At 64.6% G+C, this 26,011-nt stretch carries 22 protein-coding genes; 16 read left to right on the forward strand and 6 right to left on the reverse strand.

Annotation, left to right across the window (positions count from 1 at the left end):
- Positions 1-89 precede the first annotated feature (89 nt).
- Positions 90-2,054: a propionate catabolism operon regulatory protein PrpR gene (prpR, locus tag R2N03_RS09740; RefSeq protein ID WP_316657360.1), complete on the forward strand. Its 1,965-nt coding sequence runs from the start codon at positions 90-92 to the stop codon at positions 2,052-2,054.
- Between the two features lie 185 nt (positions 2,055-2,239).
- Here prpR and R2N03_RS09745 read toward each other — a convergent pair whose 3' ends face one another.
- Positions 2,240-3,151 (reverse strand): DUF2242 domain-containing protein, encoded by a 912-nt coding sequence (locus R2N03_RS09745; protein ID WP_316657361.1) that lies wholly within the window; start codon positions 3,149-3,151, stop codon positions 2,240-2,242.
- Between the two features lie 573 nt (positions 3,152-3,724).
- On the opposite strand from R2N03_RS09745, the gene R2N03_RS09750 reads away from it, so the two are divergent.
- The 3 genes from R2N03_RS09750 (at position 3,725) to R2N03_RS09760 (ending at position 7,461) form a co-directional block, all read left to right on the forward strand.
- Positions 3,725-4,705 (forward strand): restriction endonuclease, encoded by a 981-nt coding sequence (locus tag R2N03_RS09750; protein WP_316657362.1) that lies wholly within the window; start codon positions 3,725-3,727, stop codon positions 4,703-4,705.
- Between the two features lie 40 nt (positions 4,706-4,745).
- Positions 4,746-6,800 carry an AAA family ATPase gene (locus R2N03_RS09755; RefSeq protein WP_316657363.1) on the forward strand — a complete coding sequence of 685 codons (2,055 nt, stop codon included), beginning with the start codon at positions 4,746-4,748 and terminating at the stop codon, positions 6,798-6,800.
- Between the two features lie 379 nt (positions 6,801-7,179).
- Positions 7,180-7,461, forward strand: a complete 282-nt coding sequence (locus R2N03_RS09760) for a hypothetical protein (protein ID WP_316657364.1) — start codon at positions 7,180-7,182, stop codon at positions 7,459-7,461.
- Positions 7,462-7,574: 113 nt separating this feature from the next.
- On the opposite strand, the gene R2N03_RS09765 is transcribed toward R2N03_RS09760, so the two are convergent.
- A complete protein-coding gene (locus R2N03_RS09765) occupies positions 7,575-7,748 on the reverse strand; it encodes a hypothetical protein (RefSeq protein WP_316657365.1) in 174 nt (57 codons plus the stop codon).
- A 128-nt stretch (positions 7,749-7,876) separates the two neighbouring features.
- Positions 7,877-8,635, reverse strand: coding sequence for a COG4705 family protein (locus R2N03_RS09770; RefSeq protein WP_316657366.1), 759 nt, complete (start codon positions 8,633-8,635; stop codon positions 7,877-7,879).
- 317 nt (positions 8,636-8,952) lie between these two features.
- On the opposite strand from R2N03_RS09770, the gene R2N03_RS09775 reads away from it, so the two are divergent.
- The 6 genes from R2N03_RS09775 (at position 8,953) to R2N03_RS09800 (ending at position 13,903) form a co-directional block, all read left to right on the forward strand.
- On the forward strand, positions 8,953-9,462 hold the full coding sequence (locus R2N03_RS09775; RefSeq protein WP_316657367.1) for a hypothetical protein: 510 nt from the start codon (positions 8,953-8,955) through the stop codon (positions 9,460-9,462).
- A gap of 89 nt (positions 9,463-9,551) precedes the next feature.
- Positions 9,552-10,067, forward strand: coding sequence for a hypothetical protein (locus R2N03_RS09780; RefSeq protein WP_316657368.1), 516 nt, complete (start codon positions 9,552-9,554; stop codon positions 10,065-10,067).
- Between the two features lie 24 nt (positions 10,068-10,091).
- A complete protein-coding gene (locus R2N03_RS09785) occupies positions 10,092-10,871 on the forward strand; it encodes a cell surface protein (RefSeq protein WP_316657369.1) in 780 nt (259 codons plus the stop codon).
- 67 nt (positions 10,872-10,938) lie between these two features.
- Positions 10,939-11,643, forward strand: a complete 705-nt coding sequence (locus R2N03_RS09790) for a C39 family peptidase (protein ID WP_316657370.1) — start codon at positions 10,939-10,941, stop codon at positions 11,641-11,643.
- Entirely contained in the window at positions 11,643-12,449 is an 807-nt protein-coding gene (locus R2N03_RS09795; protein WP_316657371.1) for a hypothetical protein, read from the forward strand. The genes R2N03_RS09790 and R2N03_RS09795 overlap by 1 nt, the downstream gene beginning before the upstream one ends.
- A 125-nt stretch (positions 12,450-12,574) precedes the next feature.
- Positions 12,575-13,903 (forward strand): transporter, encoded by a 1,329-nt coding sequence (locus R2N03_RS09800; RefSeq protein WP_316657372.1) that lies wholly within the window; start codon positions 12,575-12,577, stop codon positions 13,901-13,903.
- Positions 13,904-14,113: 210 nt separating this feature from the next.
- On the opposite strand, the gene R2N03_RS09805 is transcribed toward R2N03_RS09800, so the two are convergent.
- Positions 14,114-15,217, reverse strand: coding sequence for an ABC transporter substrate-binding protein (locus R2N03_RS09805; protein ID WP_316657373.1), 1,104 nt, complete (start codon positions 15,215-15,217; stop codon positions 14,114-14,116).
- Positions 15,218-15,614: 397 nt separating this feature from the next.
- Between R2N03_RS09805 and R2N03_RS09810 the strand changes: the two genes are divergently transcribed.
- The gene (locus tag R2N03_RS09810) at positions 15,615-16,448 is read left to right on the forward strand and encodes an aldo/keto reductase (RefSeq protein WP_316657374.1); all 834 of its coding nucleotides are present in this window, start codon (positions 15,615-15,617) and stop codon (positions 16,446-16,448) included.
- A 53-nt stretch (positions 16,449-16,501) separates the two neighbouring features.
- On the opposite strand, the gene R2N03_RS09815 is transcribed toward R2N03_RS09810, so the two are convergent.
- Complete coding sequence (locus R2N03_RS09815) at positions 16,502-16,969, reverse strand: hypothetical protein (RefSeq protein WP_316657375.1); 468 nt, start codon at positions 16,967-16,969, stop codon at positions 16,502-16,504.
- A gap of 506 nt (positions 16,970-17,475) precedes the next feature.
- Here R2N03_RS09815 and R2N03_RS09820 point away from each other — a divergent pair.
- Entirely contained in the window at positions 17,476-18,171 is a 696-nt protein-coding gene (locus R2N03_RS09820; RefSeq protein WP_316657376.1) for an HD-GYP domain-containing protein, read from the forward strand.
- Here the strand turns inward: R2N03_RS09820 and R2N03_RS09825 are convergent.
- On the reverse strand, positions 18,168-18,620 hold the full coding sequence (locus tag R2N03_RS09825) for a hypothetical protein (protein ID WP_316657377.1): 453 nt from the start codon (positions 18,618-18,620) through the stop codon (positions 18,168-18,170). The genes R2N03_RS09820 and R2N03_RS09825 overlap by 4 nt on opposite strands.
- A gap of 260 nt (positions 18,621-18,880) precedes the next feature.
- On the opposite strand from R2N03_RS09825, the gene R2N03_RS09830 reads away from it, so the two are divergent.
- The 4 genes from R2N03_RS09830 to rbbA are packed head-to-tail and all read left to right on the forward strand — an operon-like array spanning position 18,881 to position 26,006.
- A complete protein-coding gene (locus R2N03_RS09830; protein WP_316657378.1) occupies positions 18,881-20,629 on the forward strand; it encodes a PHA/PHB synthase family protein in 1,749 nt (582 codons plus the stop codon).
- Positions 20,630-22,141, forward strand: a complete 1,512-nt coding sequence (locus R2N03_RS09835; RefSeq protein WP_316657379.1) for an efflux transporter outer membrane subunit — start codon at positions 20,630-20,632, stop codon at positions 22,139-22,141. It begins immediately after the preceding gene.
- The gene (locus tag R2N03_RS09840) at positions 22,138-23,211 is read left to right on the forward strand and encodes an HlyD family secretion protein (protein WP_316657380.1); all 1,074 of its coding nucleotides are present in this window, start codon (positions 22,138-22,140) and stop codon (positions 23,209-23,211) included. Before R2N03_RS09835 ends, R2N03_RS09840 begins: the two co-directional genes overlap by 4 nt.
- A 5-nt stretch (positions 23,212-23,216) precedes the next feature.
- A complete protein-coding gene (gene rbbA, locus R2N03_RS09845) occupies positions 23,217-26,006 on the forward strand; it encodes a ribosome-associated ATPase/putative transporter RbbA (protein ID WP_316657381.1) in 2,790 nt (929 codons plus the stop codon).
- Positions 26,007-26,011: the final 5 nt, after the last annotated feature.

Genomic DNA, 26,011 nt, shown 5'->3' on the forward strand with positions numbered 1-26,011 from the left:
GGACGTGGCTGCGTCGATTGCACGCGGTGCATTTCAAAAATGAAATTTGGATTTCAAAGTGGAAAGGATCGGCGCATAATCGCTGCACCATGACGCCAACCGCCGACCTTGCCCACCTCGTTGACCGCCCCCGCATCTGGGCGTGCGGTATCAGTCGCCTGAGCGACCTCTTCCTCGATATCGCTGCCGAGTACAACGACCGCGCCGAGCTGCGCGTCATCACGCGCGGGTTTGAAGACGTCGTGCGCGAGATCGACGCCGCCGGCACACAGCGGCCCGACGTGGTGGTGGCGGGCGGCTCCAACGGCGCCTATCTCAAGCCCCGGCTGTCGCTGCCGGTGGTCGTCATCAACCCGACCGGGTTTGACGTGATGCACGCGCTGGCCCGCGCGCGGCGCGATGCCCAGTCGGTCGCGCTCGTCACTCACGGTGAGACGCCCGACGAGGTGCGTCGCTTTGTGGCGGCCTACAACATGGATGTGGTGTTCGGGTCTTATGCATCGCGCCAGGACGCGGAGAGCTGCGTGCTCGACCTGCGCGATCGCGGCGTGGGCGCAATCGTCGGCCCCGGCCTGGTGACCGACCTGGCCGCGCGCGCCGGCATGCACGCAGTGTTCCTGTATTCGCGTGATTCCGTGCGTGCCGCGTTCGACACCGCGCTGGAAGTCGTCCAGGCCACCCGTCGCGAGACACTGCGCCGTCAGCGGCTGGACAACCTGCTCCAGCATCTGCGCGACGGCGTGGTCGCGCTCGATGCGCAGGGCCGTGTGGAAGCCATCAACGAGCGGCTTGCCGTGGCGCTGGGCATCGACGCAAAGCAGGCCATCGGCCAGCCGCTGCTCGGCATCGCGCCCAACCTGCTCGGCCTGCTGCCCGATGCCGATGGCGACACGCTGGGCACCGTGCGCGGCGTGAGTTACGTCATCCACCGCGGGCCACTGGCGGGAACCGGCACGGGCGCGGCAGAGGGCACCGTATTCACGTTCCAGGAATCGCGCGCGGTGGAGCGGCTGGACCGCACGCTGCGTTCACGCCAGCGCTCGCAGCAGTTCAGTGCGCGCTACCGGCTGGATGACCTCGTGGGCGCATCACCGCCCATCGAGCGCGTGCGCACACTGGTGCGCCGCTATGCCCGGTCCGACGCCACCGTGCTGGTGCTGGGCGAATCGGGCACCGGCAAGGAAATGGTCGCGCAGAGCATGCACGAGCTGAGCGCACGCCGCGATTTTCCGTTTGTCGCCATCAACTGTGGCGCGTTTCCGGAAGCGCTGCTCGAGAGCGAACTCTTTGGCTACGAAGAAGGCGCCTTCACCGGGGCGCGCAAGGGCGGCAAGGCCGGGCTGATCGAAGCCGCGCACCGCGGCACGCTCTTCCTCGACGAGATTGGCGAGATGCCCCTGCCGCTGCAAAGCCGGCTGCTGCGCGTGCTGCAGGAGCGCGAGGTCGTGCGGCTGGGTTCCACCGAGCCCACACGTGTCGATATCCGCGTGGTGGCCGCCACGCACCGCGCGCTGACCGACGCCGTGGAGGCCGGCGCCTTCCGTGCAGACCTGTATTACCGCCTCAACATCCTCAGCATCGCGCTGCCCGCGCTGCGTGAACGCCCCGACGACGTCATGCCCCTCGCCGCCGAACTGCTCGTGCAGGCCGCCCGCCGCGAACCGCGTCTGCTCCTGCGCATTCCGGATACCGAGGTGGCCGCCCGCGTGCTGGCCGCCGCCGCCGAGCCGCTGCAGCACTACGCGTGGCCCGGCAATGTGCGCGAACTGCAAAGCGTGATCGAGCGCATTGCCGTGGAGCTGGCCGACGCCGACGATGCCGGCGCCAGCGCGCACGCGCTCACGCAAGACACCTTGCGCATCATCGCGCCCGAAGTGTTCGCGCAGCCCGCTCGCGGCAAGCCTGGCGCGTTGACGCTGCGAGAACGCAGCCGTGGGGTGGAGGCAGAAGAAATTCGCGCCGCCCTGGCCGCACACGACGGCGACCGCGACGCCGTGTGCGCCGCACTGGGGATCAGCAAGACGACGCTGTGGCGGCGCTTGCAGGTCGGATAGCTCCCACCCTCCGCAACACGCATCACAGCGCGCCCGGCCAGTGGCGCAGCCAGACCGCTGGCACGCCGCTGTCGGAGGTTGCGCCGGGCGCTACACCCGCTCGGGCGCGTGCACACGCCAGCCGCCCGCAGCGCGCGCAGCCCTCGAACCTGTCCTGTCGAAAAGGCAACCGGCCCGCAGCGGGCTCAGCTCCCCCCGCCAGTCGTCGTGGCCGCGGGCGCCGAGGCTGGCGCTGATGGCTGCGTGACCTGCGGTGCCGATGCAGGCGCGGGCTCCGGCTTGGTCGCGGGCACCGCAGGCATGGCAGCGGGCGCAGATGCCGGTGCAGGGGCCGGTGCCGGTGCCGGTGCAACCGCAGGCGTGGAAGCCGCCGGGGCGGACGCGGCAGGCACGGAAGCCGCAGCCGGAGCCGAAGCCGGCACCACCGGCACAGGCGGCGCCGGCGGAGTCGGCACCACGGGCGTGGTCATCTTCATCGGCTCGCCCTGCGGCGTGGGGGCGGGCTCGGGCAGCGGAGCCACGTGCTCCTTCTCGGCGGCCTTCGCCACCTTGCGGTCGTGGCGCGCCGGGTCGATCTTCAGGAAGTGATCAACCAGGTTGAAATAACGCTCGTAAAACACCCCGGCCGGAATCGTCTCGCTGGCCACCTTCACCATGGAATCGTCGCCCGACCCGATCGGCAGCGACAGCGAGCCCAGCACGCTCAGCCCCACGCTGGCCGACGTGCTCGTCTTCTTGAGCGAGTAGCGGTCTTGCACCGCGTTCACATAGGCCGTGCTCGACGTGCCATCGGCATTGGCATCCGCACACACCACATGGAACGAGATGACCACGTGCGAGTCCGTGCTCGGCTGGAAGTTCTTGCTGCCGTCGATCGTGTCTGCGCGCGGCGAGCTCGACACATAGCCCTGGCTCAGCAGCGCCCGGCGTGCCGCCTCGCACGTGGCATCCGACCGGGCGTGGAACGTGCGCGCGTAGGGGCTGGCCGCCGCATCAAACTGTTCCTGCTGATACAGCGGCGTGGGCGAAGAGCTGCAAGCCGACAAGGCAGCGACGATGGCGCACGAGACGAACGACAGACGAAAGCGGTTGGACATGGTGTGGGCAAAAAGGGCTTGGCCGGGCGATGCGCTGTAAAGAGCCCGGCGATGCCACGGCGTGTGCGGCGCAAGTTTCGTGCGCAGCGCCCGGGTGGCGGCGTGGGCGGGTAGCCGGGCGACATTATAAGTTTGCCGGGTGACGCAAACCGTACGGCGTGGCCACGTCGTGCGCGGCACCCCTCCGGGCTTGGGCCAGCACCCAGCGCGTGAGCACCTGCCCGAGCACGCCGTGCGCGTGGGGGCGGGTCGCACGTCACCGAGACGCCAGCCCGCTTGCGGCAATGCATCAACTGCCCTGCCGTACCTGCCACCACCCTGCCCAATCTCGCCCTTCGGCTCTTCTAAATTTTTAATTCAGATATTCACGATAAACAGAACCCAGCGCTGGCGCCGATTTGCGTCCACGCCAAAATCAAAAGCCCTGTGGAATACCCCACCAACAGGGGCGGGTAAAACGCCAACCCATCGCCTATGCTGTTTCCCGAAAATCGCAGGCGCACGGTATTCGGGCTGATTATCAGAACAAGCGCCTCATCCAACAGAGCAAAAAGCCGTTACCGGGGGCGGTTAATGGGGCGCAGGAGAAAGAAGCAACCATCCACCAGCGATGCGCTCCTGGCGCTGCCGTGGTGGATGCTGGCGATTGGCGCGCTGGGCAGCTACCTCATCCTCCACAACATTCTTCCGGCCGCGCTGGCACGCAACCCGTATCTGGGCGCCGTGGCCATGCTCGTGCAGGGCCTTGCGTGGCTGCCCGCGCTGCTGCTGGGCTTCTTTGCCGTGCTGTCTTACGTGCGCGAGCACAGGCAGCAGGCCGATGCGCGGCCCCGCCCCGTGCGCAGCCAACCGGCCGCGCCCCGCCCGCCTCAGAAGGCAACGCCCCAGCCCGCACCCACCGCACCCACCGCACCCACCGCAGCGCCCAACACCCCGCCCAGCGCCACGCGCGACACCGCCACACCCCCGCAAGCACCCACATCCGCACCCGCCGCGCCCCAAAGCTGGACGCTGGAGGCCATCCAATCCCTTGAGTGGAAGCGCTTCGAGCTGCTGTGCGAGCAGTACTACCGGCACAGCGGCTTTCTCGTCAAAACCGTGCCGCACGGCCCGGACGGCGGCATTGACGCCACGCTCTACAAGGCCGGGCTGGATGCGCCCGTGGCGGTGGTCCAGTGCAAGGCATGGACCAAGCCTGTGAAGGTGGAGCAGGTGCGGGCGCTGGGCGGCTCCATGCTGGCGCACAAGGTCAAGCGGGGCGTGTTCTGGTCTCTGTCCGGCTATGTGGGCATGCCAGTGCAGGCGTTTTCAGAGAGCGCGGGGATTCAGCTACTGGACGGCCCGGCCATTCTTGAGCGCATTCGTGCGCTGGAAGCCGACAAGCAAGCCGCGCTGCTGGCGAAGGTGTTTGAGGGGGATTACCGCACGCCTTCGTGTCCTGCTTGTGGGGTGAAGCTGGTGGCGCGGAAGGGGAAGGGTGGGGCGTTTTGGGGGTGTGTGAATTATCGGACGGGGTGTCGGTATACGTTGCAGATGGGGCTCCACGGCAATTGATGTGCTAGCTTGAAGTAATAATATACGCTGGAATTATTTTATGAAAATTTCATCGATAAAAATATCTAACGTTTTGAGTTTCCCTCATAGTGGAAATATTGAAAGCGCCACTGAAATCAGATTTGATGGGGATACAAACATTATTATAGGGCAAAATGGAGCTGGCAAATCAACGATATTAGAAATAATAAACTTTGTTTTTAAAAGAGCCATTCTTTGTCATTACTCTGTCGATAGGGACGCTTACGGGAGACGGGCTACTATCGCGCAGAGCGATGTTAAGCGAGTAGTTCAAAAACATAATGACCAAGGCTCGCGCGTTGGATTTCGTCTTGAGCCAAACTGGAATACTCCTAATGAAGATCAGCTAATCCGAGTTACTTTGAAGTTAGATTCGATTGATAGGCGGAACATCGAAAGCATCGTAAGCAATTTTGAAAAATATAGAATTATTGCTGAGAGATATAGTTACGATTCTGTTTCGTATCAGCAGTTTGTTTCCTCTATAGAAGAAATTTTCGTTGAAGTGAGGTTTCCAGCGAACACCAACAACTACGTCGTTTCGATTATTCATCACGGAAACGATATCGCGGAGCTATACCTCACAAAATATAATTTACTTCGCGAGTTGGCACTTCTTTATAATGCAGAAGTGGGGAGGGACGAAATTCCACTTTTGTTCGAATCATTTGCCTTAATAGGTGGATACAGAAACTATAACAATTTTGTGAATGCGGTTTCGCTCTCGGGAGCAAGCGTTGAGCATCAAATTCAAGCAGTCCGCGCTACTGAGATTTTAAGAAGCGCAAACGGAATAGAAACAAATGAACCGACAATCTTTTCCCTTGTTCGCTTGCTTGTGGCTGAGAGACATTATGCAAGATTCGGAGACGAGGGACTGGCTCGTGAGGCTGAAGATTATGCGAACAACGTAATATTCTTGCGTAAAATAAACGATAAATTGAAATTAATTGGATTGAGGGTCCAGATAAATCTACTCGAGAAGCGGACTTGGTTGTATTCGTTTTCATTTATTGATCTTAAAAGAAATCAACCGCTTCCTGATATTAATAGCCTCAGTGCAGGTCAAAAAGCAATTGTTCATCTTGTTTTTGAGGCTTATGGGAGAGGGGAGCTTAAGGGTGGTGTGGTAATAATTGATGAGCCAGAAATTCATCTTCACTACCAATTTCAACATGAGTATCTGAGGATAATAGAGGAAATAAATTCAGAGAAGAGCTGTCAGTACATCATAGTCACGCACTCAGAATCTCTAATAAATTCCAACACGATTGGTAAAGTCCGTCGGATCGCCCTAAATTCCGATAGAGAGTCCATTGTGTGTGCTCCGGTCCTTGAGGAAAATCAAAGGGATCTAGTTAAAATACTTGATAACACAAGATCAACATACGCGTTTTTTTCTAAAAAAGTTGTTCTGGTCGAGGGTGATTCCGATAGGTATTTTTTTAGAGCAATATTTAAAGAATTTTATCCTGATTTAACTCAGGAGTTGGCTGTTCTCGATGTTGGCGGAAAGGGTGGGTTTATAAAATGGAAAAGATTCTTTGAGGCATTTGGTTTGGTGGTCTATTGCATTGGTGATTTCGATAATGTTTTGTCAATGAAGTTTGCAGATGGAAATACGATCATTGATAAGGCGGAAAAATTCTTAATCGAGGCTGATCTGAAACAGCATAAACTTAATGATTTGCCTAGCGAGAAGAAGGCGGCATTTGAATCGGCTTTTAATAATCTGGTTGGGGATGAGGGGTGCATATCAAAGCCAAATAGAGAGCTTTGGAAGCCTGTCATAGATATGTTTATAAATTTTGTAAGTGTTCCCAACGCGGAGATTGTTCAGGAAATCAGGAGGAGACACCCCGAGGTTGATGAAGCGATTGCTTCGAAGTATAGAGATGGAATATTCATTCTCAAAAAGGGCGCAATAGAGAATTACGTAGGCGGATCCCATGCTGATATTTCTCACATAGCTAAATTTTGCTCAGAGGAATTAAAAAACTGGCGCAACGAGAGTAATGAATATGTTTCAGAGATTCGCGAAATCATTGGCAAAATTGTGAGCGACGCAGCATAGCCTTTAGTACTTGCTTGGTCGCGATGGTCCCCGTTACACTCCCCCCGCCGCGGCAACAACCGCAGCCGGGACTGCAATCCCGAATTCAACTATTCCCGTGAGTGCCGTTATAGCCCTCGCGTGCCGTCGTTCGTCCTCATGGGCGGGCCCGGCAGGGAGGGCTTCGGCCCTGCCGGTTTTGGAATAGTTGATCGGTATTGCAGACCTTGTCGTGTGCCCGCCCACCCTCACAGGTGGGTGGCTCCTTACTCAAACCAGAGGACAAGACAATGCGTCATCCGACTCAAGTCACACCCACCCCACGCGGGCACTGCCCCGCCATTCCGCCTCCCACCAGCATTAGCCGTCTGATGCCGCGCACGCTGCCAGGAGGTGCCCAATGACGACCCTTCAACAGAGCCGCCAATACATGAAAGGCGCCGTGTTCGGGCGAGACTTTCTGCGCCGCACGCAGGCAGACCTGAAGCTGCACCGCCACTTCGAGCCCAAGACGCTGCGCTGGGAATACCAGATTCACGTGCTGGACAAGTCAGCCGAATTCCAGGCCGGGTTTTTGGATGCGATTGGCGCATACGTGTTGACCACGCTTGAGGGGGTGCTGGTCGAGCCGTATCGGTGGAACATACTTCGCGTGCTGAACACCGAAGGTAACGAAGAATAAGAAGACAGCCGTAAAACGCAGCCCCGATACGGGCGGGGATGCCAAACCGTAAGACCGTTGCACCCAGCGGCAAGATCGCCAGTCTCCCAGCTCGGAATCCCGAGCAAATCGGCTCACACGCCAACCTCCGCGCTCCATCTGCCGCGCAAAAAGCTCCGCACGCCGAGCACAGAACTCCATTCGCCGAGCAAAAAGCTCCACACGTCGAGCACAGAACGCCACTCGCCGAGCAAAAAGCTCCGCACGTCGAGCTCAGAACTCCACTCGCCGAGCAAAAAGCGCCACATACCGAGCTCAGGACTCCGTTTGCCGAGCAAAAAGCTCCGCACACCGAGCACAGAACTCCATTCGCCGAGCTCAGAGCTCCGTGCGCCGAGAAAAAAGCCTCACGTGCCGAGTGCGCCCGCGCGCGCGGTCAATGTGCCACCCGCGCAGCCCGCTGTCTGAACAGCAGAAGGCCGATTCCGATAAAGGCAAGCAGGGCTGCGGACGCCGAGTAGCGGCTCAGGGCGAGCCCGCCTGCGCTGTGTGGCTTGTCCAGAAAGTCGCCCACCACGGCGCCCAGCGGCCGGGTGAGGATGAAGGCTGCCCAGAACAGCAGCGTGCGTGAAATGTGCGTCCAGTAGTAAGCCGCCACGATCAACGCAAGCAGCGCACCAAACACAATGGCCGCACCTGTGTAGCCCAGGCCGGCGCTATCCGCCGTCCAGTCGCCCAGCGCGGTGCCCAGCGTTTGCGAAAACATGATCGTGACCCAGTAGAACGCCTCGGCCTTGGGCGAATGCACGGTCTGGACCGACACAGACCCCAGGGTGCGATACCACGTATACAGCGAGCACAGGAGCAGGCCGAGCAGCAGGGCGGAGCCGCCTGCGTATCCGATGCCGAGCGAGCGGTCGGCAAAGTCGGCCAGCGTGGTGCCAACGGTGGTGGTGGCAATGATGGTCGTCCAGTACAGCAGCGGGTTGAACCGCCCCGCCTTGATTTGTGCGGCAACGGCCACAAGAAAAACGGCAGCAAAGATGCCGGTGCTTACCAGATAGCCGAAGTTCATCGACATCGAGACCGCATCGCCGCCGGTCTCCCCTAGCGTGGTGGCCGCGATTTTGAGTAGCCAGAAGCCCAGTGTGACTTCGGGCACCTTGGCAAGCGCGTGCTTGGCTGACGCCTCCATAAGAGTCCTCCGTGAAATGCGGTGTGACTTGCCCGGGCGCCGCAGGGTTTCGCCTCTTTTTGCGGTTTGGCGGCACCCAGCCCGCTGGCCCGCTGCTACATGGTTGAAACACCTTTTGAATCGGCTTGCGCCCTGTTGGCGCGGGCAATCGGTTGCGCGCTCCCCGATATTCCGTGTCTCGCCTGTTTCAGTCATGACACGAAAACGTGTGCCACGGCTGTCAATCGTGGCTGTCGCCAGGCGGTTCTCCCCTTGAATCAGGGGCTTAGCAAACGTGGCACAGATGTCGCTCTACGCCCCCCGGGGAGGAGCGAGCCATGTCAACCATCGCCTCACAGCGCCGTGCCCGGCGTCTGCTGCTCAATTGCGTGCCTGTGCTGACCGCTGTCGCTTGCGGCATGGCAATGGTGCTGGCCAGCCAGCCTGCGCTGGCAGATGAGGGCGACATCGTCGTGCTGCGCGATGTCACGCCACGCATTGCCTATCGCGGGGTGCCGACGCCGTCGCTGCCCATCCGAACCGCTGTCAGTCCGTTTCCCACCCAATCGTTCAATCAGTCTGTCGGCTCGGTAATGTCCGTGCTCTCCGACGGCGAGCTTGGCACGTCTCACGCATCCGTTGGCGGGGCGTCAATCGGGCTCCGTCAGGCAATTACGCCCCAGATGGCCGGTGCACAGCCTGCGGCAGCAGGCGGCTTTGCGGTGGGGTCCGCCGCCGGCGGGGTCGCAGTGGGCGGGGTCGGCGGGCAGGTGGTGCAGGCAACGGCCGGTATCGCCTCGCAGATCACAGGCGCGCTGGCGCCGCTCTCGCGCGGGGTGCAGCCGTGAAGGGCTCAGCGTGGCGCTGGCTCGTGGCGGCGGCTGGCCTTGGCGTTGCGGGCGCAGCCTGGGCCCAGGGCGCGCCGGTGGCTGCGGTCATGGACGGCGACGCGGCGGCGCATGCCACCGGGCGGGTCGCGGTCAATCAGGCGTCCGGCACGGGCAATGTGCAGGCCAACCTGGCGGCCTTGTCGACAGGCGAGGCGGGCATCGTGTCATCGCAACGTATTGGCCCGGCGCCGTGGGGCCTCTCCGCATCCAGCCGGATGGCGGGTTCGGCTTTCAACGGCGCCGCGGGGTTGGTGTCGATCAATCAGGCGGGCGGCGCGGGCAACGCGCAGAGCAACGTCGCCCTGATCGCACCGACAGCCTCCGTGGTGCAACAGCAATCCCATCACATCGAACCGCTCGCCGACAGCGCCATGTCGGGCGTGGCGGTACAGGTTCGCCGTCAGGACGCCCCGCAGGCGGCAGAGGGCCGGCAAGACGCGTCGATTGCCTCGACTGCGTTGCGCAATACCTCTGGTGTCGTGCAGGTGAACCAGACGGCTGGAACGGGGAATGTCACGTCCAACAGCTTTGTGCTCCGTCCCCCGGCGGGCACTCTTTTTTAACTGGAACAAGGAAGGGAGATCACCATGAAAGCCAAACTGACTGCCATTGCCGTACTCGCTCTGCTTGCCACAGGCGCTGCACAGGCAAGTGGCCGGGACGATGGCCCGGGCGCTTCGGGCGCGACCATCCGCAATGTGACGGAAATCAGCAACGACATCCACGTGCAGGGTTACGGGCTGGCACTCGGCTTCATGCCGTTCAGCGCGGAATCCTCTGCCGTGGTCGATTCCACGCAGACGAGCAACAACAACTCCATGGATCTGCCGAGCGGCACCAACCGCGCATCGGTCAACGGCCAGGCACTGCAGGGTGCGCAGGGCGCCGTGGGCCTGAACGTGACGGCGGGCGCCGGCAATGTGCAATCGAACGACGTTGCGCTGGCCGCGGTGGACGCGGGCAAGGTCTTCGCATCCGCCCAGGTCTTCAACAACCAGGCTGATCCGGGTGAGTCGTTGTCGATTGGTAACGCAGCCAACACGGCCACGTTGGGCGGCAGCGCGCTCAATGGCGCCAAGGGCACGATCGGCGTGAACATCGCTGCCGGTGCGGGCGAGCTGCAAGAGAACGGCATGGCGGCGTCGACCAACAGCTCGGGCAACATCGCCAAGGCCACGGTCTACAACAAGCAGGCGGCCGACAACAACTCGCTGCGCCTGAACGGTTGCGATCCGACCAACGTGGCATCGCTGAGCGGAACGGCGCTGATGAACGCCATGGGCAACATCGGCGTGAACATCGCCGCTGGCGCGGGCAATCTGCAGCATAACGGTCTGGCCATTGCCACGGCCCGGGGCATGAACTGAGCGTAACCAACTGACCTGTCGCCCGGCTGCCTTGCGTGGTCGGGCGTGTGGTCACCGTGGGGGTGACATGCGACGGAACCGGCGATTGCGCGGCGTGTTGATGCTGATCCTGGCCAGCGCGTGCGGCTTGTGCGCGGCCCAGGAGGGCGCGATTGCGTTGCGCGCCGACAGCGAGATGCCGCTCAACAAGCCGGTCAGGAGCATGGCGGAGCTGCGGTATCGCAGCGTAATGCGCCAGCAGCAGGATTTCAGTTGTGGTGCGGCGGCCGTCGGTACGTTGCTGCGCTATGCCTATGGCATGGACATCGACGAGCGCCGGATCATCGCCGAGATGATGAAGGTGAGCGACCCCAAGCAGGTTGCAGAGCAGGGTTTCTCGATGCTCGACATGCGCAACTACGTGCAGACGCTGGGCTTTCGTGGCCGGGGTTACCGCGTTGACATGACGGCGTTGCGCGACCTGGCCATCCCGGTGATCGTCCTGCTGAACCTGAACGGGTATCAACACTTCGTGGTCGTCAAGCGGGCTGCTCACGGGCGGGTGTTCATCGCCGACCCCGCGCTGGGTAACCGCATCATGCAGGAGTGGGAGTTTGCGCCTGCATGGAATGGCCTGGTCTTTGCAATTGTTGGCGATACGTCCGTTCAGGCGGATTCCGGGTTGTTGCAGACCAACGCTCCGACGCTGCGTGCGCGTGAAAGCGCCGCCATTGGCGGTGGCGCCCTGCCGATCCAGATGGAATTCGGGCCTGCGCGGTGGGACTTGTTCTGATGAAAGCCAAAACACTCTCATGGATCGTGCCGCTGGCGTGGGCCGGATGGTGCGCCGGCGCGGGCGCTGCGCCGCTGGCCAGCACACCGGCGGTACCGGATGCGCACGATGGTGCGGTGCTGTTGCACGCTGGCACGGCGGTCGAGCTGGCCGATGACGCTGAACTCGCCCGGCAGCGCGGCAAGTATCTGGGCGCCAGCATCGTGAGCGGTTTCATGATCGAAATGGCGTCGCAGTGGCGTAACGAAGCGGGGCAGGCGTCTGCGCAGGCGCGCATGCTCGCCACGGACCTGCGCAGCAACGCTGCCCACGTGGCCGTCAGCACCCAGGCCTCGGTACACATGGGGCCGGGAGCCCTCGACGGTGCAGCACCGGGCGCCAGCGCGTCTGGCGGCGCCGGCGTGCAGGTCAATGGCGTGGGGCAGGTCACGCAGGTGGCTGGCAGCAACAATCTGGCGGCCAACGCCACATCGATCTCGATGCAGACGCAGCCATTGCCTGCGCTGCCGTCAGGCGGTTCAGCCGCGATGGCAGCGGAGAACGGTTTTGTCGCCCGGGCCCAGGCGGGCACAGGCGGTGTGCAGGTTGCCATCACCAGCCCGATGGGCGTCGCCTCGCAATCGGCGTCACCCAATCTGGCCGGGGCGGCGGGGAGCGTGATGCAGGTGGCCCAACTGGCGGGGAATGCGCAGGTGATTGCCAACCAGTTGTCGATCCAGTTGCAGATGCAAGGCATGTCGCATCAGCAGTTGGCACAAGTGGGCGTGGCGCAGGCGTTGCGGTCGATTGCAGGGTTGCGCCGCTAGCCACGAAAGACCCGTTGAACAGATAGAAGCGCACAAGAGCACATTCACAATCCGGCGCGCAGCCACTGGGCTCGCGTGCCGCTTTAGAGACTGTCGAGTCTCGACCTTGCTTTCCGGGGGGAAACATGGGACATCAACGCACCGCAGTGGCGTGCGCAGTGGCATGTTGGTCACTGCTTCCGGCAACGACATGGGCGCAGGCCCAAACGGGCGACAGCGCGTTCGACGCACGGTTGGCCCGGCTGTCGCGCATCATCGAGCACCAGCAGAAGGTCATCCAGGCGCTTGAAGAGCGCGTGACCGATCTTGAGCTGGTGCGCGTGCGTGGCAGGGGCGTCGGGGGCGTCCGCGCGCAGGCTGCGAGCCAACCGGCGCCGTCAGGTACGGCAAAGGGCTCCGTACAGGCTCCTTCGGCAGCGTTGGTTGCGCAGTCGGGCAACGCACCACCCGCTTCGGAAAGCACGACCGCCGCTCGGCCCGACCCGAACGAGAAGCCGCGCATCCAGAGCAAGGATCTTGTGTTCCAGTCGGAGCACGCGCCGTTGTTCGAGCGGCGTTTCACGCTCGACACCGGCATCAGCTACAGCTACTACGATCGGCGCAATCTGGCGCTCTCGGGCTTCCTGGCGCTGGACGCCATCTTCCTGGGCCAGATCAACCTGGTGCAGACCAAGGCCAACCTGACCACGTTCGACGTCACGGGCCGGTACGGCTTTACCGACCGGCTGAGTGCCGACTTTACGGTGCCGGCGGTGTACCGCTCCAGCACGTTCTTCAGTGGCGGGGCGGGTGGGGCATCCAGTACGGTGAGCGAGGCGGACAAGACGTCCGCGGGCATCGGCGACGTCAGCGCGGGCCTCTACTATCAACTGCTCAAGGAGTCTGCCGACTGGCCCGATATTGTCGGCAGCTTCCGGTTGCGGGCGCCGACCGGACGGTCACCCTTCGGCATCAAGCTGATCCAGGCGGATGCCAACAACAACAACCTCATCATCGATCAGCAACTGCCCACCGGCAATGGTGTGTGGAGCGGCACCCTTGGCCTGTCGTTCCTGAAGACGTACGACCCGGTGGTCTTGTTCGCCAACGCCAGCTACACCTACTACGTGCCGCGGTCGTTTGCCGATCTCTCGTCGACGGAGGGGGTTGTGCAGCCCGGCAAGGTCAAGCTGGGCGACACGATCACGCTGGGCGGCGGCCTGGCGCTGGCGCTCAACGATCGCACTGCGCTCACCATGGCGTACAGCACCGCGTTCTCGGGCAACACGCGCATCACGCCGGATGGCGGCACCGAGCAATCCGTCGTCGGCAGCAAGACCAACGTCGGCACCATGACGTTCGGGATCAGCCACGTGCTCACCAAGAACCTGTCGATCAGCGCGACGCTGGCGATGGGCCTGACGCCCGATGCCCCGAACTATGTCTTCACGCTTCGCTTCCCGTACACGTGGTAGCGGGTCGCGGCACTCGTCATGGCGGGCTGCTCACGCTGGGTGGCTGGAGACTGGCGGCTAGAGGCTGACGGGCAGGGTGGAGTGGACTCCGCACATGCGCCGCGCCGCTTCGCAAGGGGCGACCGGCGCGGCCCGTCATGAAAAAACCCGCCACGGGGGCGGGTCTGTGCGAATCATGGGCGGGGTCGTGGCGAGCGTGTGCCGCGCAACTCAGCCCACCAGGTTGCCATTGGCCCCGATCATCGCCACGTCCACGTAGTTGAGCCCGGCGTGGTTGGTGCGGTCGTAATGCACGCGCACGCCGCCAAAGTCGCGCGTGCCGAAGCCCTCCAGCGCCTGGATGAACGCCTCACGCGTGGGATTGGCGCCGCAGGCGCGCAGGCCCTCGACGATCACCCGGCCGGTGAGGAAGCCTTCGACGGCTTCGTAGGTCTGGTTGGTGCGCACGCCAAACTTGTCGTTGGCCTCCCGAAACGCGCGCACCAGCGGCTGGGTGCGCGCGTTCGGGCCCGGCATGACCTGCGTGACGGCCACGCCGTGGGCCAGTGTGCCGGCCTTCTCGAAAACCGTCTTGGGCGTGGTGACAGACAGCACCCACGGTTGCGGCAGCGGCAGCGGGCTGTACTTGGCCTGAAAGCGCAGCAGCATGTCCGCCACGGACGATGGCGACGTGAAGAGCAGCGTGGTCTGCGGGTTGGCCGAGGCGATCCTGTCGACCACCATGTCGCTGTCGCCGCCGTTGACGTTGTGCGGGATGAGCGCAACGATCTGTGCGCCGAACTTGTTGGCGGCCGCCTTGGCCGCATCGGCATTGCCGGCGCCGAAGGCGTTGTCCTGGTACACCACGGCAATGCGCTTGAGCCCGATGGTGGTGGCGTGCTGGACCATCTTCGTGACTTCGTCGGTATAGCTGGCACGCGTGTGGAAGAGCGGGGCGCTGGCCTTGCGCGCGGCGACGGCGCCCGTCATGGCGCCCACGGCGGGCACGCGGTATTGCTCCAGCAGGGGCAGGGCGGCAACGGTGTTGCCCGTGCCCCCCATGCAGACCAGCCCGAACACGCCTTCCTGGATCAGCGTCCTGACGTTGGCCACCGTCTTCTCTGGCACGTAGTTGTCTTCCAGCCGCTTGACGACCAGCTTGCGGCCCGCCACGCCGCCCTGCGCGTTGACTTGCTCGAAGCAGGCCAGCATGCCGTCGGTGTAGTTCTTGTACAGGCTGCCCCATACGCTGTCGAACCCCACCGTCTGCCCAAAGACGATCCTGTCTGCAAACACGCCGGCGTCTGCCGCGCGCGCCATGGGCGCCAGCATCATGGCGCCACCCAACACAACTGAACTACGAACGAACTGCCTCCTGTCCATGCCTGTCTCCGCCCCTGTTGTTTTATTGGTGGTGTGGCAGGAGTGTCCGAAAGCGGTGCGCGCGGGGGAATGGCGGATAACCCTGATGGGGGGTATGGCATTGCGGGTTTGATCTGCCGTGGCGTCGCACGGGTATGTGCTCGCCGCGTGCCACCCATGCCAGCGTGCAGAAGGCGGGGCACGGCACTGCCACTGCCGCCGGGCAGGCTGCCGATGGCTGCGCGGCAGCGTATTTTCTGAGCGGATGGCCACGCGCTTTTCGGTGCAAGGGTGGTCTTGTAGATTGACACCATGCGCAACGTGCGCGGGTGGCCAGCAGAGCAGCCCGCGGCATCAACGGAGGTCATGCATGAACGATGTCACCCTGCCCGATGGCGAGCGCGTGCCGGCGCTTGGGATGGGTACGTGGAATATGGGCGAGGACCCAGCCGCGCGTGCCGAAGAAATCGCCACGCTGCGTCTGGGCCTCGATCTCGGCCTGCGCCTGATCGACACCGCAGAGATGTACGGCGAGGGCCTGTCGGAATCGCTCATCGGCGAGGCCATCGCAGGGCGGCGCGACGAGGTGTTCCTCGTCAGCAAGGTCTATCCGCACAACGCCAGCCGGCGCGGCGTGGCAGCCGCCTGCGAGCGCAGCCTGCGGCGGCTCGGCACCGACCGCATCGACCTGTACCTGCTGCATTGGCGTGGCAGCATCCCGCTGGAAGAGACCGTGCAAGGCCTGCAAGCCTTGCAACGGGAAGGCAAGATCCGCCACTACGGCGTGAGCAACCTCGACCTGTCTGACATGCGGGCCCTCTGGAGCATCCCGGGCGGCACCCAGGTGGCAACCAATCAGTTGCTCTACAACCTGAGCCGCCGTGGAATCGAGTGGGACTTGCTGCCCTGGTTACGCGAGCGTCATGTGCCGGTGATGGCCTACTCGCCGATCGAGCAGGCGCGGCTGCTGAGGCACCCGGGGCTGGTGCAGTTTGCGCGCGAGGCCGGCATGACGCCTGCACAGGTTGCGCTCGCGTGGCTGCTGGCGCGCGACGGGGTCATCGCGATTCCCAAGACTGGCAATCGTCAGCGGTTGCGCGAGAACGTCGGTGCGCTGGCCCATACGCTGACGCCCGGGCAGCTCGCTGCACTGGACGTTCTCTTTCCGCCGCCCCGGGGGCCGCGCCCGCTGGAAATGCTGTAGACGGCCGAGGGCGCAGGCCGGATGGCCGGCCATGCGTAGCGCAGCGTGCCCGTTCAGCGCGATTTGGCCAGGTAGCGCTCGTGGTCGACATAGCCCATCAGGTAGACACGGGCTTTCTCACGCGTGTCTTTCGTCACGCGGTCCGCCGCGTGGCGCGCACCGGCCTTGCCATGCGAGGACACCATCTCCGCGCTGAGGTAATCGCGAAAGGCATCGTGCATGGTCTGCAATTCACCTGTGCATGCGTCCAGCGCCGCAGCCACGACAGCCTTGGTCTGGCCGTTGCCCGACATGCCGGCGTCGGCTTGGTGCTGCACGCAATCCATGTACTTGGCGCGCAGGGCCAGCCAGCCGCTGTCGGGGCTGGTAGCGCCCGCCGCCTCGGCGGTCGCCTGTTGCTGCGCCGATGCCGACGGCGGTGATGTCGAAGCGCACGCACCCAGCAGGGCGAGGGGCGCCAGCAGGGCGAAGGCGAGGGCGACGGACGTGGCGGGGGGCGGGGAGTAGAGGGCGGCTTTCATGGCTTGGACTGTACTGCAGCATGTCGCCGGATGCCGCTGGCCAAGTCGACCGCGCCTCACACCGTTAACAATTGGATACGACTTTGTGTGGGGCCTGCTCGTGTCGTTGCTGCCTCGTGTTGGCCACGGGAGGGACCGTGCTCGTGGCGCGTCTCAACGCCGTATTGCTGACGGATGTTTTGTGATGCGTGCCGCCCTCATCGTGTAGTGCGCGTCGTGCCGTCGGCATGACGCGGCCAGACAACTTTTTCCGACGGCCGAGGTTTCGTTGATCCAGAACAGCGGACCGCAGCGCAGGCCGGAGAACGCCCCACCGCATCGACAGGCTCGCTGCTAACATCGACACCCGCATCTGGCGAATCGGACGGCGATGGATCAACCCTGGCCAGGCCGGCCGGGTGGCCTCTCCCAATCCATGCCGGGCAATGACGCCACGGTGATACGACACAAGGCGTCGCTTGTGGTACCCATGTCCGGGGCGACAGACAAAGAGCATTGCAGCAAGCATGACAACACACCACCACCCGCACCTGTTGTTGGCCAGCCTTACCCTGGCGGGCGGGTTACGGCATCCGTCTGCGCTCGGGCATCTCATCCGGACCGCCTGCATGAGCGCCCGTCTGGCCGAACGCATGGGCCTGGAGGAGGCCGCGCAGTTTCAGATCTATCTCACAGCCCCCGTGCATGACGTCGGCAAGCTGGGGGTGCCGGATCACGTGCTGCTCAAACCGGGCGCGCTGAGCGAGGACGAGCAGCGGATCATGCAGCGCCATTCGAGCATCGGGGCCGACATGCTCGGCGGCAGTTCCGACGCGTTGCTGCAGTGCGCCGCAGACGTGGCGCGCCACCACCACGAGCACTTCGACGGCACGGGCTACCCCGACGGGCTTGCGGGCAACGGCATTCCGCTTGCGGCGCGCATCGTGGCCGTTGCCGACGCCTTTGACGCGATGACCGAGCCGCGCGTCTACCGCGAGGGCATGACGGAGGACCACGCGCTGGCCGTCCTGGCAGAGCGCAGCGGGACATACTTTGATCCGCAGGCGGTTGAGGCCTTCTTGCGCGACGTGCAGGGCGTGCGGCGCACGCTGGCCATGGCCGGCGACTTGATGGCGAAGCACTCCGATGTGACGGCCGTGCACAAGTTCTATGGTCCGCGGCAGGCGTCGTGGAAGTTCTTCGATCAGGTGCGTGCGAATTAGGTCAAGGGTGGCGGCGGAGCGCCGCGGTAAAGCGCGAAATCGTGCGCCCGGTCCCGCGCGGTGACGCGCACGGGCGTCGCGTCGTCTTCGAAGAAGGGCTCGGGTGCGACGCCGTGCAGGTCGAACCCGGTATCCGCCGGCACGTCGGCCGCCTGCCTGGCAACCTGCTCGCCAAGCCAATCGCTGAGCTGGCGGCAGGCCGCTTCGCGTTTCGGATGATTCCAGCGGCAATAGGTGCGCACGGCGGTGACGGTAACGTGCAGTGTCAGGGTGCAGCGTGTCGGGTTGCCATGCATGCCGGCAGATGACCATTGCGCCAGGACGTTGTATCCGCCGCAAGCGCTTGGCGACGCCTGAACCAGCGCGCACGACGGCAATACCGCACTCACGGCTTCTTCCAGCTCCCATAGCGTGGCGCTGACCACGTCGTCGGGTTGCAATTCCAACATGGTTTCCCCGTTTCCTTCCTTGTTTCAGGCCGCATTGCCAGGCCCTGTCTTATGGTTGCGAGCGTACGCTTGTCGGGTGTGGCCAAGGCTGATGCCGATCAATGTGCGTTGGTGGCTGCGCGAACGTGTCGGAAATATGAAACGCACTAGAGGTAGTGCTCTCCCGCCGACTTGAGATGTATCAACGTGAGCGCATGGCGGGTGGCATCTAATGGACTGCATAGACAGAACCGCAATCGTTTAACGCCGCCCCCATCACCATGCGCACCGCCCCCGTGCCGTTTTCTCCTGCCGCCGAGCAGATCGATCCGCCGTTTCACGCTGCGCTTGCGCGCGCGTCGGGTTCGCTTTCGCTTGTGTCGATGCAATTGGCCCTGATGGACTGGGCGCTTCACCTGGCCGTTTCGCCCGGCAAGCGGCTGGACCTTTTTCGGCTGGCGCTGTCGCAGGCCGAGCAGATCGGCCGCTATGTGCGCGACTGCATGGCTGCCGGCCCACAGCAGGCGTGCCCGTGTGTGCAGCCGCCCGCGCAGGATCGGCGCTTTACCGCAGAGGAGTGGCGCCTGTGGCCATTCAATGTGCTGCACCAGGCCTTCCTCCTGACTGAACAATGGTGGGAGGCTGCCACGCGCGGTGTGTGGGGCGTGGCCAAGCACCACGAGGATGTGGTCGCCTTTGCCGCCCGCCAGTGGCTCGACATGATGTCGCCGGGCAACCAGCTCGCGACCAATCCCGTCGTCCTGCGCCAGACCTTCGAGCAGCGCGGCACCAACCTTGTGCGTGGCGCACTCAATGCCCTGGACGATCTGGAGCGCGCGATGAGCGGGGCGCCGACGGCGGGGACCGAACGCTTCGAGGTCGGCCACAACGTGGCCGTGACACCGGGCAAGGTCGTGCTGCGCAACCGGCTGATCGAGCTGATCCAGTACGCGCCAGCCACACCCAAGGTTCAGGCGGAGCCGATCCTGATCGTGCCGGCGTGGATCATGAAGTACTACATCCTCGATCTGTCTGAGCACAATTCGCTGATCCGCTACCTGGTCGAACAAGGCCACACCGTGTTCTGCATTTCGTGGAAGAACCCCGGCGAGGCCGACCGGGACCTCGACATGGACGACTACCTCAGGCTCGGCGTGTTCGACGCGCTCGATGCCGTCAATGCCATCGTGCCGGGCCGGCGGGTACACGCCACGGGCTATTGCCTGGGCGGTACGCTGCTGGCCATCGCCGCCGCGGCGATGGCGCGCGATGACGACGCGCGGTTGGCATCGATGACGCTCTTTGCCGCGCAGACCGACTTCTGCGAGCCGGGCGAACTCGGCCTGTTCATCGACGAGGCGCAGGTGAGTCTGCTCGAGGCCCAGATGGGGCAGACGGGCTACCTGCGAGCCAGCCAGATGGCCGGCGCCTTTCAGATGCTGCGCTCTTATGACCTGCTGTGGTCACGCATCGTGGGCGAATACCTGATGGGTGACCGCGCCCCGCTGAACGACCTGATGGCGTGGAATGCCGACGCCACGCGCATGCCCGCGCGCATGCATGCCCAGTATTTGCGGCACCTGTTCCTGAACGACGACCTGAGCGAAGGCCGCTACCCGGTCAACAGCAAGCCGGTGCATCTGAACGACATCGACATCCCCATCTTCGTGGTCGGCACGCTGACTGACCACGTCGCGCCCTGGCGCTCGGTCTACAAGCTGCATCACCTGACCGAGGCGGAACTGACGTTCGTCCTCACCAGCGGCGGCCATAACGCCGGCATTGTCAGCCCGCCGGAAAACTCGCATCGGCGTTTCCAGATGCAGACGCGTCACGAAGGCAAGACGTCGATGGGCCAGGATGACTGGCTGGCGTCGGCGCCTGCGCAGGACGGCTCGTGGTGGCCGGCGTGGCACGCATGGCTGGTGGCGCATGCGGCAACGGCCACGCCGGTCAAGCCGCCGCGCATGGGCCTCCCGGGGCAGCCGCCGCTGGGCGACGCGCCGGGTACCTACGTGCTGGAGAAGTAAATGCGTGCGCAGATTTCCCTCGCGGCGCGCGGCTGGAGCGCAGGCACGCGCGTGGCTGCATTGGCCGCCGCGATCGCGTCGCTGTCGGGCTGCATCTCGATGGCGCCCCCCTATGAGACGCCCACCTTGCCGGTCGCCGGTCGCTATGACGCGGATGACGGTCGCGGTGGGCTGCCTGCGGCAGCGACGGGCTGGCAGGCGTACTTTACTGACGCGCGCATGCAGGCATTGATTGCGCAGGCGCTTGAGAACAACCGCGATCTGCGCACGGCTGTCCTGCGCGTGGAAGAGGCGCGCGCGGCGTTCGGCATTCAGCGTGCCGATACGTTTCCGCATCTCGAAGGGCTGGCCGGCATGAGCCGCCTGAGCATCCCCGGCGACATGAGCCTCTTCGGGGCCCCCATGCGTGTGAGCCAGTATCAGGTAGGGGCCGGCGTGTCCAGTTGGGAAATCGACTTCTGGGGCCGGGTGCGCAACCTCAACGAGGCGGCGCTCGAAAACTACGTCGCCTCCGACGCGGCGCGGCGTGCCGTGGCGCTCGGGCTGATCGCGCAGGTGGCCGACAGCTACCTCGTGCTGTGCGAGCTGGACGAGCGCATCGCGCTTGCTCGCGCCACCGTCAACAGCCGCACCGAAACGCTGCGCATCTTTTCGCGCCGCGTGGAGGAGGGCGCCACGTCGGAGCTGAACCGTACGCAAGTCCAGACCCTGCTGACACAGGCGCAGGCGCTGCTCGCGCAGTTACAGCAGGCGCGCGATGCGCAGGCACACGGCCTCGCACTGCTGGTCGGCAAGCCCATCGACCTGCCGCCCGTGACCGAGCCGCTTGACGAACACCGCATGCTGGCTGACCTGCGCGCGGGCCTGCCGTCGGACCTGCTGACGCAGCGCCCGGACATTGTCGCCGCGGAGCACCGGCTGCGTGCGGCGCACGCCAATATCGGCGCGGCGCGCGCGGCGTTCTTTCCGCGTGTGGCGCTCACTGCGGCCTACGGCACGATCAGCCCCGAGCTGGGCAACCTGTTCGCCCCGGGCACCCGCGCATGGATCTTTGCGCCGAGCATCAGCGTGCCGCTGTTCGAGGGCGGCAAGCTGCGCAGCAACCTCGATCTGGCGGAAGCCCGCCGCGACCTGGCCGTCGCCAGCTATGAGAAGACCGTGCAGGCGGCGTTCCGCGACGTGTCCGATGCGCTTTCCGCGCGCAAATGGCTGGCTGAGCAGCTCGACATCGCGCAGGCCGCACTGGCAGCGCAGACCGAACGCGCGCGCCTGTCGCAACTGCGGTTCGATGCCGGATCATCGACGTACCTGGAAGTGCTGGACGCCCAGCGCGATCTGCTGGCTGCGCAACAGCAAGTGGTGCAGGTGCGCCGCGCCCTCCTGTCCAGCCGCGTGGGCCTGTATGCGGCGCTTGGTGGCGGCACGCAGGCTGCCGAGCCCGCCGCATCCGATCCCAACGCCCCCCTGAAACCGACGCCGCCCTCGCGCGCACCTGGCGGAGCCACCCCATGACACTACCCACCCGACAACGATGGATTGCGCTGATCGTGGCCACCCTGGTGGTCGCCGGCGGCGCCCTTGCGTGGAAGTCCTTGCGTCACGACGGACCCGGCAAGGGCTTTGTGAGCGGCAATGGCCGCATCGAGGCCACCGAGATCGACGTGGCAACCAAGCTTCCCGGCCGCGTGCAGGACATTCTCGTGGACGAGGGCGACTTCGTGAAGGCCGGCCAGGCGCTGGCGCACATGCAGGTGCAGACGCTGGAGGCCCAGCGTGACGAGGCGCTTGCGCGGCAGCAGCAGTCCGTGTCTGCGGTAGCGAGCGCGCAGGCGCAGGTGGCGGTGCGCGAGGCGGACGTGCAGGCAGCGCAGGCGCAGATCGCGTTGCGCGAGAGCGATCTCGACGCCGCGCAGCGCCGGCTGGCGCGGTCCGAAAAGCTGTCGCTTGAAGGGGCGTCCTCCTTGCAGGAGCTGGACGACGACCGCGCCCGCGTGCGCAGCGCGAAGGCCGCGCTGGTGGCCGCGCGCGCGCAGGCTGAAGCGGCGCAGGCGGCCGCGTCGGCGGCACGCACGCAGGTGGCCGGTGCCAACGCCACCGTCAAGGCGGCGGATGCCACGGTGCTGCGCATCAAGGCAGACATTGACGACAGCGCGTTGACGGCCCCGCGTGATGCGCGGGTGCAGTACCGTATCGCCCAGCCCGGCGAGGTGCTGGCCGGGGGAGGGCGGTTGCTCAATCTCGTCGATCTGTCCGACGTGTACATGACCTTCTTCGTGCCCGAAACCGACGCGGGCCGGATCGCCATGGGCAGCGAAGTGCGCATCGTGCTCGACGCTGCACCGCAGTTCGTGATCCCGGCCCACGTGTCCTACGTGGCAAGCACCGCGCAGTTCACGCCCAAGACGGTGGAAACGGCCAGCGAGCGGCAGAAGCTGATGTTCCGCGTGAAGGCGCAGATCGATCGTGATCTGCTGCGCAAACACCTGAAGCTGGTCAAGACCGGCCTGCCCGGCATGGCGTGGCTCAAGCTTGACCCGCAGGCCGAGTGGCCGGCGAACCTCGCGATCAAGGTTCCGCAGTGAGCACCGTGGCCGAACCGCCTCGCGTGGACGGCGCCGGACAGGTGCCGCCCCCCGTGGCGCGCCTGGCGGGGGTCAGCCTGCGTTACGGACACGGGCGCGGCAAGACCCTGGCGCTCGACGGCGTTACGCTCGACCTGCCCGCCGGCGGCATGGTGGGGCTGATCGGGCCCGATGGCGTGGGTAAGTCGAGCCTGCTGTCGCTGGTGGCGGGCGCACGCGCCTTGCAGGAAGGCACGGTGCATGTGCTCGGCATCGACATGGCGGACCGCCATGCGCGGGCAAGCGTCGGCCCGCGCATCGCATACATGCCGCAGGGGCTGGGGCGCAACCTGTATCCCACGTTATCGATTGAAGAGAACCTGCAGTTCTTCGGCAGGCTGTTCGGCCACGACGCCGCCGAGCGTCGCCGCCGTATCGATGCCTTGACGGCCAGTACCGGCTTGCGGCCATTCCTGTCGCGGCCGGCGGGCAAGCTCTCGGGCGGCATGAAGCAGAAGCTGTCGCTGTGCTGCGCACTCATCCACGATCCCGACCTGCTCATCCTGGATGAGCCGACCACGGGTGTGGACCCGCTGTCGCGCAGCCAGTTCTGGGATCTGATCGGCCGCATTCGCGCGGCCCGCCCGGGCATGAGCGTGGTGGTGGCGACGGCCTACATGGAAGAGGCCGAGCGCTTCGACTGGCTGGTCGCCATGGACGCCGGGCGCGTGCTGGCCACCGGCACGCCAGCGGACCTGCGCGGCCGCACGGGCGCCGAATCGCTGGAGGCCGCGTTCATTGCGCTGTTGCCGGAGTCCCGTCGCCAGGGGCACCAGGCCGTGGTGGTGCCGCCCCTGGTGGCCGGCGCAGAAGACGACGTGGCAGTGCAGGCGCGTGGCCTGACGATGCGTTTTGGCGATTTCGTGGCGGTCGATCATGTCGACTTCCGCATCCGGCGCGGCGAGATCTTCGGGTTTCTCGGCTCGAACGGCTGTGGCAAGTCGACCACCATGAAGATGCTCACCGGCCTGCTGCCCGCCAGCGACGGGCAGGCGTGGCTGTTTGGGCATCCGGTCGACCCGAAGGACCTCGACACGCGCCGCCGCGTCGGCTACATGTCGCAGTCGTTCTCGTTGTACGGCGAGCTGACTGTGCGCCAGAACCTGGTGCTGCACGCGCGCTTGTTCCAGGTGCCAGCGTCCGAAGTCGAACCTCGTGTGAACGAGATGCTGGCCCGCTTCGGCCTCGAGGAAGCGGCCGAGAGCTTGCCCGAGAGCGTGCCGCTGGGCATGCGCCAGCGCCTGTCGCTGGCCGTGGCGATGGTGCACAAGCCGGAGCTGCTGATCCTGGATGAGCCCACTTCCGGCGTCGACCCGGTTGCGCGCGACATGTTCTGGCGCCTCATGCTCGACCTTGCGCGGCAGGATCGCGTGACGATCTTTATCTCCACGCATTTCATGAACGAGGCCGAGCGTTGCGATCGCATCTCGTTGATGCATGCCGGGCGCGTGCTGGTGAGCGATGCGCCTGCCGCGCTGGTGGCGGCGCGCGGCACCCACACGCTGGAAGAAGCGTTCATTGCCTACCTGCGGGAGGCCTCGGAAGCTGGCAACGCGGCAGAGGCGACCCCGCCGCCGGTTGCGCACGTGGCGTCGACGGATCCGCCTGCCACCCGGGCGACGAGGCGCGGCCGCTTCAGCCTTGCCCGTGCGTTGAGCTATTCGCTGCGCGAAGCGCTGGAGCTGCGCCGCGACCCCGTGCGTGCCACGCTGGCCCTGCTCGGCACGGCCATCCTGATGTTCATCATTGGTTACGGCATCAGCCTGGACGTGGAGAACCTCACCTACGCCGTGCTCGACCGCGACCAGACCACGCTGTCGCGCGATTACACACTCAATCTTGCTGGCTCGCGGTATTTCATCGAGAAGCCGCCGATCAGCGACTACGCTGAACTGGATCGACGCATGCGCAGCGGCGAGCTGTCGCTCGCCATCGAGATCCCGCCTGGCTTTGCACGCGACCTGGAGCGCGGCACACCGGTGCAGATCGGCGCCTGGGTGGACGGCGCCATGCCGACCCGGGCGGAGACGGTGCGCGGCTATGTGCAGGCCATCCACCAGCTCTGGATGGCGGACACGGCAGTGCACCGGCTGGGGCTACGGCCTGGCATGCCCAGCACGATCGAAACGCGCTATCGCTACAACCCCGACGTGAAGAGCCTGCCCGCCATGGTGCCCGCCGTGATCCCGATGCTGCTGATGATGATTCCCGCCATGCTGGCGGCGCTGTCGGTCGTGCGGGAAAAGGAACTGGGCTCCATCATCAACTTCTACGTCACGCCGGTGACGCGCGCGGAGTTTCTGCTGGGCAAGCAGGCGCCGTACATCGTGTTGGCCATGCTCAATTTTCTGGTGCTGGCGCTGCTGGCCGTGACGGTGTTCGGTGTGCCGATCAAGGGCAGCTTTGCGACGCTGGCGCTTGGCGCACTGATCTTCGTCACGTGCTCGACCGGCTTCGGGCTGTTTGCCTCCACCTTCACGCGAAGCCAGATTGCCGCCATGTTCGTCACCATGATCGGCACCATCATCCCGTGCGTGCAGTTTGCGGGGCTGCTGAACCCGGTGTCCTCGCTGGAGGGCGCGGGTGCCCTGATCGGGCGCGTGTATCCGGCCACGCATTTCCTGACCATCAGCCGCGGCGTGTTCAGCAAGGCGCTGGATGTGAGCGCGCTGGGCAGCGCGTTCTGGCCCCTGCTGGCGGCCGTGCCCGTCATCCTGGCCGCGACGCTGCTGATGCTTCGCAAGCAGGACCGATAGGAGCC

Source organism: Ralstonia condita (genome assembly GCF_958405655.1).
GTDB classification, from domain to species: Bacteria; Pseudomonadota; Gammaproteobacteria; order Burkholderiales; family Burkholderiaceae; genus Ralstonia; species Ralstonia condita.

Coding starts and splice junctions, on each gene's coding strand:
- prpR (WP_316657360.1), top strand. CDS start 90: ATGACGCCAACCGCCGACCTTGCCCACCTCGTTGACCGCCCCCGCATC.
- R2N03_RS09745 (WP_316657361.1), bottom strand. CDS start 3,151: ATGTCCAACCGCTTTCGTCTGTCGTTCGTCTCGTGCGCCATCGTCGCT.
- R2N03_RS09750 (WP_316657362.1), top strand. CDS start 3,725: ATGGGGCGCAGGAGAAAGAAGCAACCATCCACCAGCGATGCGCTCCTG.
- R2N03_RS09755 (WP_316657363.1), top strand. CDS start 4,746: ATGAAAATTTCATCGATAAAAATATCTAACGTTTTGAGTTTCCCTCAT.
- R2N03_RS09760 (WP_316657364.1), top strand. CDS start 7,180: ATGACGACCCTTCAACAGAGCCGCCAATACATGAAAGGCGCCGTGTTC.
- R2N03_RS09765 (WP_316657365.1), bottom strand. CDS start 7,748: ATGTGGCGCTTTTTGCTCGGCGAGTGGAGTTCTGAGCTCGACGTGCGG.
- R2N03_RS09770 (WP_316657366.1), bottom strand. CDS start 8,635: ATGGAGGCGTCAGCCAAGCACGCGCTTGCCAAGGTGCCCGAAGTCACA.
- R2N03_RS09775 (WP_316657367.1), top strand. CDS start 8,953: ATGTCAACCATCGCCTCACAGCGCCGTGCCCGGCGTCTGCTGCTCAAT.
- R2N03_RS09780 (WP_316657368.1), top strand. CDS start 9,552: ATGGACGGCGACGCGGCGGCGCATGCCACCGGGCGGGTCGCGGTCAAT.
- R2N03_RS09785 (WP_316657369.1), top strand. CDS start 10,092: ATGAAAGCCAAACTGACTGCCATTGCCGTACTCGCTCTGCTTGCCACA.
- R2N03_RS09790 (WP_316657370.1), top strand. CDS start 10,939: ATGCGACGGAACCGGCGATTGCGCGGCGTGTTGATGCTGATCCTGGCC.
- R2N03_RS09795 (WP_316657371.1), top strand. CDS start 11,643: ATGAAAGCCAAAACACTCTCATGGATCGTGCCGCTGGCGTGGGCCGGA.
- R2N03_RS09800 (WP_316657372.1), top strand. CDS start 12,575: ATGGGACATCAACGCACCGCAGTGGCGTGCGCAGTGGCATGTTGGTCA.
- R2N03_RS09805 (WP_316657373.1), bottom strand. CDS start 15,217: ATGATGCTGGCGCCCATGGCGCGCGCGGCAGACGCCGGCGTGTTTGCA.
- R2N03_RS09810 (WP_316657374.1), top strand. CDS start 15,615: ATGAACGATGTCACCCTGCCCGATGGCGAGCGCGTGCCGGCGCTTGGG.
- R2N03_RS09815 (WP_316657375.1), bottom strand. CDS start 16,969: ATGAAAGCCGCCCTCTACTCCCCGCCCCCCGCCACGTCCGTCGCCCTC.
- R2N03_RS09820 (WP_316657376.1), top strand. CDS start 17,476: ATGACAACACACCACCACCCGCACCTGTTGTTGGCCAGCCTTACCCTG.
- R2N03_RS09825 (WP_316657377.1), bottom strand. CDS start 18,620: ATGTTGGAATTGCAACCCGACGACGTGGTCAGCGCCACGCTATGGGAG.
- R2N03_RS09830 (WP_316657378.1), top strand. CDS start 18,881: ATGCGCACCGCCCCCGTGCCGTTTTCTCCTGCCGCCGAGCAGATCGAT.
- R2N03_RS09835 (WP_316657379.1), top strand. CDS start 20,630: ATGCGTGCGCAGATTTCCCTCGCGGCGCGCGGCTGGAGCGCAGGCACG.
- R2N03_RS09840 (WP_316657380.1), top strand. CDS start 22,138: ATGACACTACCCACCCGACAACGATGGATTGCGCTGATCGTGGCCACC.